The organism is Streptomyces sp. NPDC029296 (assembly GCF_055569255.1).
In genome coordinates, this window is the sequence record NZ_JBVHXT010000034.1 from 38,791 (window position 1) to 45,834 (window position 7,044).

Annotated in this window: 7 protein-coding genes; 1 reads left to right on the forward strand and 6 read right to left on the reverse strand. The window is 68.6% G+C overall.

What is annotated here, in order from left to right:
- Positions 1 to 150: 150 nt before the first annotated feature.
- The 6 genes from idi to ctaE all read right to left on the reverse strand — a co-directional run bounded on the left by idi (position 151) and on the right by ctaE (position 6,385).
- Positions 151 to 723, reverse strand: a complete 573-nt coding sequence (idi, locus tag ACZ4W9_RS27310) for an isopentenyl-diphosphate Delta-isomerase (protein ID WP_467940226.1) — start codon at positions 721 to 723, stop codon at positions 151 to 153.
- A 4-nt stretch (positions 724 to 727) separates the two neighbouring features.
- Positions 728 to 1,978 carry a cytochrome P450 gene (locus tag ACZ4W9_RS27315; RefSeq protein ID WP_467940228.1) on the reverse strand — a complete coding sequence of 417 codons (1,251 nt, stop codon included), beginning with the start codon at positions 1,976 to 1,978 and terminating at the stop codon, positions 728 to 730.
- A 201-nt stretch (positions 1,979 to 2,179) separates the two neighbouring features.
- The gene (gene qcrB / locus ACZ4W9_RS27320; protein WP_467940229.1) at positions 2,180 to 3,838 is read right to left on the reverse strand and encodes a cytochrome bc1 complex cytochrome b subunit; all 1,659 of its coding nucleotides are present in this window, start codon (positions 3,836 to 3,838) and stop codon (positions 2,180 to 2,182) included.
- Complete coding sequence (gene qcrA, locus ACZ4W9_RS27325; protein ID WP_467940230.1) at positions 3,835 to 4,893, reverse strand: cytochrome bc1 complex Rieske iron-sulfur subunit; 1,059 nt, start codon at positions 4,891 to 4,893, stop codon at positions 3,835 to 3,837. Before qcrA ends, qcrB begins: the two co-directional genes overlap by 4 nt.
- Complete coding sequence (gene qcrC / locus ACZ4W9_RS27330) at positions 4,890 to 5,702, reverse strand: cytochrome bc1 complex diheme cytochrome c subunit (protein WP_030783242.1); 813 nt, start codon at positions 5,700 to 5,702, stop codon at positions 4,890 to 4,892. Before qcrC ends, qcrA begins: the two co-directional genes overlap by 4 nt.
- Positions 5,703 to 5,764: 62 nt before the next feature.
- Complete coding sequence (gene ctaE, locus ACZ4W9_RS27335) at positions 5,765 to 6,385, reverse strand: aa3-type cytochrome oxidase subunit III (protein WP_030616646.1); 621 nt, start codon at positions 6,383 to 6,385, stop codon at positions 5,765 to 5,767.
- Positions 6,386 to 6,539: 154 nt separating this feature from the next.
- On the opposite strand from ctaE, the gene ACZ4W9_RS27340 reads away from it, so the two are divergent.
- Positions 6,540 to 6,941, forward strand: coding sequence for a response regulator (locus tag ACZ4W9_RS27340; protein ID WP_467940232.1), 402 nt, complete (start codon positions 6,540 to 6,542; stop codon positions 6,939 to 6,941).
- Positions 6,942 to 7,044 lie beyond the last annotated feature (103 nt).

The window sequence follows — 7,044 nt, forward strand, 5'->3', positions numbered from 1 at the left end:
GGCCCCCCGTGCACCCCCCCTTCTCGGTTTTTTTTCCGAGTTTTCCCTCGGGCTGGCGGCCTCCCCCTCTTCCCCCCCCCCCCCCGAAAAGAGCCTCCCCCCCCGCTTTCCTCCCGTCGGCAGCGGCTCTTTCGCGTGCCGGGACCTAGCTCACCAGCCGCCGTCCGGCGCGATGCGCCGTACGCCCGGCAGGGCCGCCTCCAGGACGGTGGGGAACCAGGCCGAGAAGCCGGTCTCGGCGCGCAGCGCGGCCAGCTCCCCGGGGGTCACGAAGCGGTAGTCGTGGATCTCGGACGGGTCCGGTTCCGGGGTGTCCTTCACCAGGCCGACGAAGAGGTGGTTGTACTCCTTCTCGACCAGGCCGGAGATCTCGTCCGGGTGCTCGTAGGTGACCGTGCCGGCCGGCTCCAGCGGGACGCCGTGCAGGCCCAGCTCCTCGCCGACCCGGCGGGCCGCCGCCTCCCGCGCGGGCTCGTCCGGGTACGGATGGCCGCAGCAGGTGTTGGACCACACGCCCGGCGAGTGGTACTTCGTCAGGGCCCGCTGCTGGAGCAGCATGCGTCCCTCGGTGTCGAACAGGAAGACCGAGAAGGCGCGGTGCAGATGACCGGGGGCCTGGTGCGCCGAGAGCTTCTCGGCGACCCCGATCGTGCGGCCCTCCTCGTCGACGAGTTCGAGCAGGATCGGCTCCGTCGCGGCACTGCCGGAGGTTTTCGTGGTCATCGGGTCAGCCCACCCTGGGAGTCGTGGTGACGGGCAGCCGGGCCGGGCCGCGCAGCCACAGGCCGGGCTTCAGCTCCACCTCGTCGTCGTCCGGCTTGATCGAGGCGCAGCGCTTGGCGAGCCCGATCAGCGCCTCCTTGGCCATCAGCCGGGAGAGGTTGTCGCCGAGGCAGTAGTGGATGCCGCGGCCGAACGACAGGTGCTTGCGGCCGTGCGCGCCGAGGGCCAGGGTGTCGGGGTCCCGGAAGGTCCGCTCGTCCCGGTTGGCCGCGGCCAGCATGAGCAGCACCACGGCACCGGCCTCCATGGTCCGGCCGTGCAGGGTGATCGGCTCGTTGACCACGCGCCAGGAGGCGTGCGTGGGCGGCTCCAGGCGCAGCACCTCGTCCAGCACGTCGTCGGCGAGCGAGGGGTCGGCGGCGAGCCGCTCCAGCACGTCCGGGTGCTCGGCCAGGATGACCGCGGCGTTGCCGATGAGGTTGGCGAACGTGTCCAGGCCCGGCACGATGAGCAGCACGCACACCGCGGCGATCTGGTGGATCGTCAGGCCCTCGATGGTCTCGCCGGCCCGGGTCAGCTCGGTGATCAGGTCGGTGCCGTCGCCGCCCTCGCGCTCCCGGAGCACCTTGACGAAGTACTCGGTGCACTGCGCCACCGCGCGCTGGCAGGCGATCGCCACGTCCTCCGACGGCGCGGCGCCCAGCTCCAGGATGTGCGCGATCTCCGTCGACCAGGCGGCGAGGAGCTTCTGGTCCTCGCGGTCGATGCCCATCATGTCGCCGAGCACGCGCACGGGCAGCTGGGAGGCCAGCACCTCCATGACGTCGAACCGCTCGGGCAGGTCCGCCAGCAGCTCGTCCACGACCGTGGTGACCGACGTGATCAGCGCCTCCACCGCGGACGGGGTGAACGGCGCGGCGACGAGGTTGCGCAGCTTGGTGTGGTCCGGCGGGTCCAGCAGCCGGAAGAGGTTGGCGTCCCAGCCGTCCAGGCCGAGGCCCAGGAACGGCGGCGGCTCCTCGTCGGGGCCGCCGGCCACCTGGGCGAAGAACTGGGTGCCTCCGAGGTCCTTGCCGAGCCGGCGGTCGCGCAGCAGGGCCTCGACGTCCTCGTAGCGGCTGACCACCCAGGAGTTGAGCGGGCCCGCCAGCACGGGGTGCTCGTCGCGGAGCTTCGCGTAGACCGGGTAGGGGTTCCGACGGAAACCGGGATCGGTCGGATCGAAGAAGAATTCGGGCTCGGCAGGATCTGCCATCAGTGTCTCCCCCATTATCACGCCGTGGGCGGCCCGCGCGGGCTTCTGGCCCCGGCTCAAGATCACGACAGTGTGATCATAGCTTCGATCCAGCGACGGACGGATAACGGGTCGATAACCCCGGACACATCCCGTACACAAAAGAGCGGCCCCACGGACCGGGTCCGTGGGGCCGTCTGCGTGGCGTTCAGCAACGGCGGATCAGTGGTGGCCGTGGCCGCTCGTGATCTCCTTGTACTCCTCAGCCCTGGGCTTCGGGATCTGGGCGTTCTCGCCGTAGTAGGCGTTCGACAGCTTCGCCCGCAGCTTCTGCGAGGCCGGCACCTTGCGCTCGACGCCGTTCTCGTCGACCGCCGGGCCGATCTCCGCCGGCGCGTACTGCTCGTGCGCGGTGAGCGTGTGCAGCTGCTCCTGGCTGAGCGGCTCGTGCACCTCGATGAACTCACCGTGCGGCAGCCGCTTGATGATGCCGGTCTCACGACCGTGCAGCACCTTCTCGCGGTCCCGGCGCTGGAGGCCGAGGCAGATCCGCTTGGTGACGATGTACCCGATGACCGGACCGGCGAACAGGAAGACCCGGACGAAGTAGGTGACGGCGTTGACCGACAGGTGGAAGTGCGTCGCCCACAGGTCGTTGCCACCACCCAGCATGGCCACGGCGAAGAACACCAGCCAGGCGACGCCGAGCGCGGTGCGCGTCGGGGCGTTGCGCGGGCGGTCCAGGATGTGGTGCTCGCGCTTGTCGCCGGTGATCCAGGACTCGATGAACGGGTAGACCGCGATCGAGACCAGCATCAGACCGAAGACGGCCAGCGGGATGAGGACACCGAGGACCAGGGTGTGGCCCGCGACGTTGATCTCCCAGCCCGGCATCACACGCACGAAGCCCTCGGAGAAGCCCATGTACCAGTCGGGCTGGGCGCCGGTGGACACCTGGTCCGGACGGTAGGGGCCCATCGCCCAGATCGGGTTGATCTGCGCGACCGCGGCCAGCACCGCGAGGACACCGAAGACCAGGAAGAAGAAGCCTCCGGCCTTGGCCATGTAGACCGGCAGCAGCGGCATGCCGACGACGTTCTTCTCGGTCTTGCCGGGACCCGCGAACTGCGTGTGCTTGTGGTAGAAGACCAGGATCAGGTGGGCCACCATCAGGCCCAGCATGATGCCCGGCAGCAGCAGGATGTGGATCGAGTAGAACCGGGCCACGAAGTCGTGGCCGGGGAACTCGCCGCCGAAGAGGAAGAACGAGATGTACGTGCCGACGATCGGCACGGACAGCACCAGACCCTCGGCGATGCGGACACCGGTGCCCGAGAGCAGGTCGTCCGGGAGCGAGTAACCGGTGAAGCCGGTGAACATGCCGAGGACGAACAGCAGGAAGCCGAACAGCCAGTTGACCTCACGCGGCTTGCGGAACGCGCCGGTGAAGAACACGCGCATCATGTGCACGAACATGCCGGCGAGGAAGACCACCGCGCCCCAGTGGTGGATCTGCCGGATGAGCAGACCACCGCGCACGTCGAAGGAGATGTGCAGGGTCGAGTTGAACGCCTCGGACATCAGCTGTCCCTGCATGGGGACGTAGCTGCCGTGGTACTCCACCTCGTTCATCGACGGGTGGAAGAACAGCGTCAGATAGACACCCGTCAGGATGACGATGACGAAGCTGTACATGCACACTTCGCCCAGCATGAACGACCAGTGGTCGGGGAAGATCTTGCGCATGTTGGCCTTGGCCAGGGAGTAGATCCCGAGCCGGCCGTCGGCCCAGTCGGCGACGCGCTCGCCGGCCGGTGCCTTCCCGCGAGAGCGGCCCGCCGCGGCGGCGGACGAAGGCGTTTCGTTCGGTGCAGTACTCATCCGCGCTCCCAGAAAGCAGGACCGACGGGCTCCTCGAAGTCGCCGAGCGCCTGGAGGTAACCCTCACTGTCCACGCCGATGCGCAGCTGCGGCAGGGCGTGGCCGGCGGGGCCGAAGATCACTCGGGCGCCGTCGGTGAGGTCGAAGGTGGACTGGTGGCACGGGCACAGCACGTGGTGCGTCTGCTGCTCGTACAGCGAGATCGGGCAGCCCACGTGGGTGCAGATCTTCGAGTACGCGACGACGCCCTGGTGCGACCAGTCGAGCTCGCGCTTGTCCTTGATGTCGCCCGGCTGGAGCCGGACGATCATCAGGGCCGCCTTGGCGATCTCGTTCTGGAAGTCCTCGTCGTGCTCCGACATACCGTCGGGCATGGCGAAGGTCAGCGAGCCGACGGCCACGTCCTCGGGACGCAGCGGCTGGTTGGTGTTCATGTTGACCAGGCGCTTGCCCTTCGCCCACATCGTGTGCCGCAGCTTCGTCTTGGGCGCGGGGCCCAGACCGCCGAGCAGCATCACACCGGACAGCGGCACCAGCGCCATCGCGCCGAACATCGTGTTGCGGATCAGCTTGCGGCGGCCGAAGCCCGACTCCGCGGCACCCTGGCGGAAGTCCGCGTGGACCTTCGCCCGGACCTCCGGCGACGCCTCGATCGGGTGCCGGTCGTCGGCGACCTCCACGTCCGACATCAGGGTGCGGGCCCAGTGGACCGCGCCCGCGCCGATGCAGAACAGCGCCACACCCAGCGTCAGACCCAGCGCGAAGTTCATCGCGCTCAGGTGCCCGATCGGGAAGACGAAGATCGACTTGTCGTTCGGGATCGCCAGGTACGAGACGATGAAGCCGATGGTGGCCAGCATCGACACCGTGAACAGGAACGCCACCGCGCGCTCGGACCGCTTCGCGGCCCGCTCGTCGATGTCCTGGATCCGGTGCTCGTGGGGCGGCAGACCCGGGTCCGCGAACGGGTTCTCCTCGTCCGCGGTCGCTACCGCGCCGTGCGCGTGGTCCTGCTCAGCGGGCAGGTTCTCTTCAGGAATGTCTTGGCTACTCATGACTTCTTGGCCTTTGCGGTCCGAGCGGCGACCCAGACGGCGACCGCGATCAGCGTGCCGAGGCCGAAGATCCAGCCGAACAGACCCTCGCTGACCGGCCCGAGGCCGCCCAGCTCCAGACCACCCGGGTTCTCCGTCTTGTCACCGTTGACCGCGTTCAGGTACGCGATGATGTCCTTCTTGTTCTTCTCCGACATCGTGGTGTCGGGGAAGGACGGCATGTTCTGCGGGCCGGTCTGCATGGCCTCGTAGATGTGCTTCGGAGCGACACCCTCCAGCGTCGGGGCGAACTTGCCCTTGGTCAGGGCACCGCCCTTGCCGGTGAAGTTGTGGCACTGCGCGCAGTTGGTGCGGAACAGCTCGCCGCCCTTGGCGATGTCCGCGCCGTCGGGGCCGTACTGCTGCTTGGTGGGCACGCTCGGGCCGGCGCCCAGCGACGCGACGTACGCGGCGAGCTGGTCGATCTGGGCCTGCGTGTAGATGGGCTTCTTGCGCGGGACCTGGGCGCCCTGCGAGGTCGCGGCGGGCATACGGCCGGTGCCGACCTGGAAGTCGACGGCCGCGGCGCCGACGCCGACGAGGCTCGGGCCGTCGGAGGAGCCCTGGCCACCGGTGCCGTGGCAGCTGGCGCAGCCGACCTCGTAGAGCTTCTTGCCCTCCTTGATGGTCAGGGACTGGGAGGATTCATCGGCCTGCGCCTTGCCCGCGGGCGCGAACGCGGCGTACAGCCCCCCAGTGGCCGCCAGCGCGAGGAGTAGGACGACGACCGCCGCCAGCGGATGGCGTCGTCGTGCGGAGAGCTTTTTCACGGATTACCCCGGTGTCAGGATCTTCTGCGTCGGTGCTTCTGGATGTGCCGGAACGATCCCGGCTACTTGATCAGGTAGATCGTGGCGAAGAGGCCGATCCAGACGACATCGACGAAGTGCCAGTAGTAGGACACGACGATGGCGGCGGTCGCCTGCTCGTGAGTGAACCTCTTGGCCATGTAGGTACGGCCGAGGACCAGCAGGAAGGCGATGAGGCCGCCCGTCACGTGCAGGCCGTGGAAGCCGGTGGTCAGGTAGAACACCGAGCCGTACGGGTCCGAGGACAGCGAGATGCCGTCCTTCTTCACCAGCTCGGTGTACTCGTAGATCTGACCGCCGATGAAGATCGCACCCATGATGAAGGTGAGGATGAACCAGCCACGGAGCTTCTTCACGTCGCCGCGCTCGGCGGCGAACACACCGAGCTGGCAGGTGAGGGAGGAGAGCACCAGGATCGTGGTGTTCGTCGCGGAGAAGGGCACGTTCAGCGCGTGCGCCATCTCCTTCCAATGGTCCGGTCCGGTCACCGACCGGAGGGTGAAGTACATCGCGAAGAGGGCCGCGAAGAACATCAGCTCGGAACTCAGCCAGATGATGGTTCCGACGCTGGTGAGGTTCGGCCGGTTGACCGACGGGTGCGCGTGCCCTGTTTCTACTGTCGTTGCTGTCGCCACGACCGACATTATGTCGGTCGCTTATCTCGCGCTCACTCCGGGGGGTGCCGTTCGGAGTGTTGCCGCCCGCCGAACCGGTGCTGACGTGGTGTTCGGGGGAGTAGCATCCGCCCAGACGGCCCTGCCCGTCCCGTCCGTACGACGCCGACGTCCCGGAGGAACAATGCAGCCGACCGCCACGGTGCTGGTCTATAGCGACGACTCCAACACTCGCGAACAAGTACGGCTGGCCGCCGGACGCCGGCCCGCTCCGGACGTCCCCCTGGTGGAGTTCGTGGAGTGCGCGACCCCGGACGCGGTGCTGCGGGAGCTGGACAGGGGCGGCGTCGACGTCTGCGTGCTGGACGGCGAGGCCGTGCCGATGGGCGGCATGGGCGTGTGCCGGCAGATCAAGGACGAGGTGTTCGGCTGCCCGCCGGTGCTGTTGCTCATGGGACGGCCGCAGGACGCGTGGCTGGCCACGTGGAGCCGTGCGGACGCGGCTGTGACGCTGCCGGTGGACCCCGTGGAGTTCGCCTCCTCGCTGGCCTCCCTGCTGCGGCGGAAGAGGCTCGTGGGCGCCTAGGAGGCGGCCGTGAGCGCCTGAGGGCGCGGGGGGGGGGGGGGGGGGGGGGGGCTGGTCTTTCGTTTCCCCACCGCGTCCCCCCCCCACCGCCCGCCCCCCCACC

Bases quoted from the DNA above. Each gene is read 5' to 3' on its own strand.
- ACZ4W9_RS27315 (WP_467940228.1), bottom strand. From the start codon at position 1,978: ATGGCAGATCCTGCCGAGCCCGAATTCTTCTTCGATCCGACCGATCCC.
- qcrB (WP_467940229.1), bottom strand. From the start codon at position 3,838: ATGAGTACTGCACCGAACGAAACGCCTTCGTCCGCCGCCGCGGCGGGC.
- ACZ4W9_RS27340 (WP_467940232.1), top strand. From the start codon at position 6,540: ATGCAGCCGACCGCCACGGTGCTGGTCTATAGCGACGACTCCAACACT.
- qcrA (WP_467940230.1), bottom strand. From the start codon at position 4,893: ATGAGTAGCCAAGACATTCCTGAAGAGAACCTGCCCGCTGAGCAGGAC.
- idi (WP_467940226.1), bottom strand. From the start codon at position 723: ATGACCACGAAAACCTCCGGCAGTGCCGCGACGGAGCCGATCCTGCTC.
- ctaE (WP_030616646.1), bottom strand. From the start codon at position 6,385: ATGTCGGTCGTGGCGACAGCAACGACAGTAGAAACAGGGCACGCGCAC.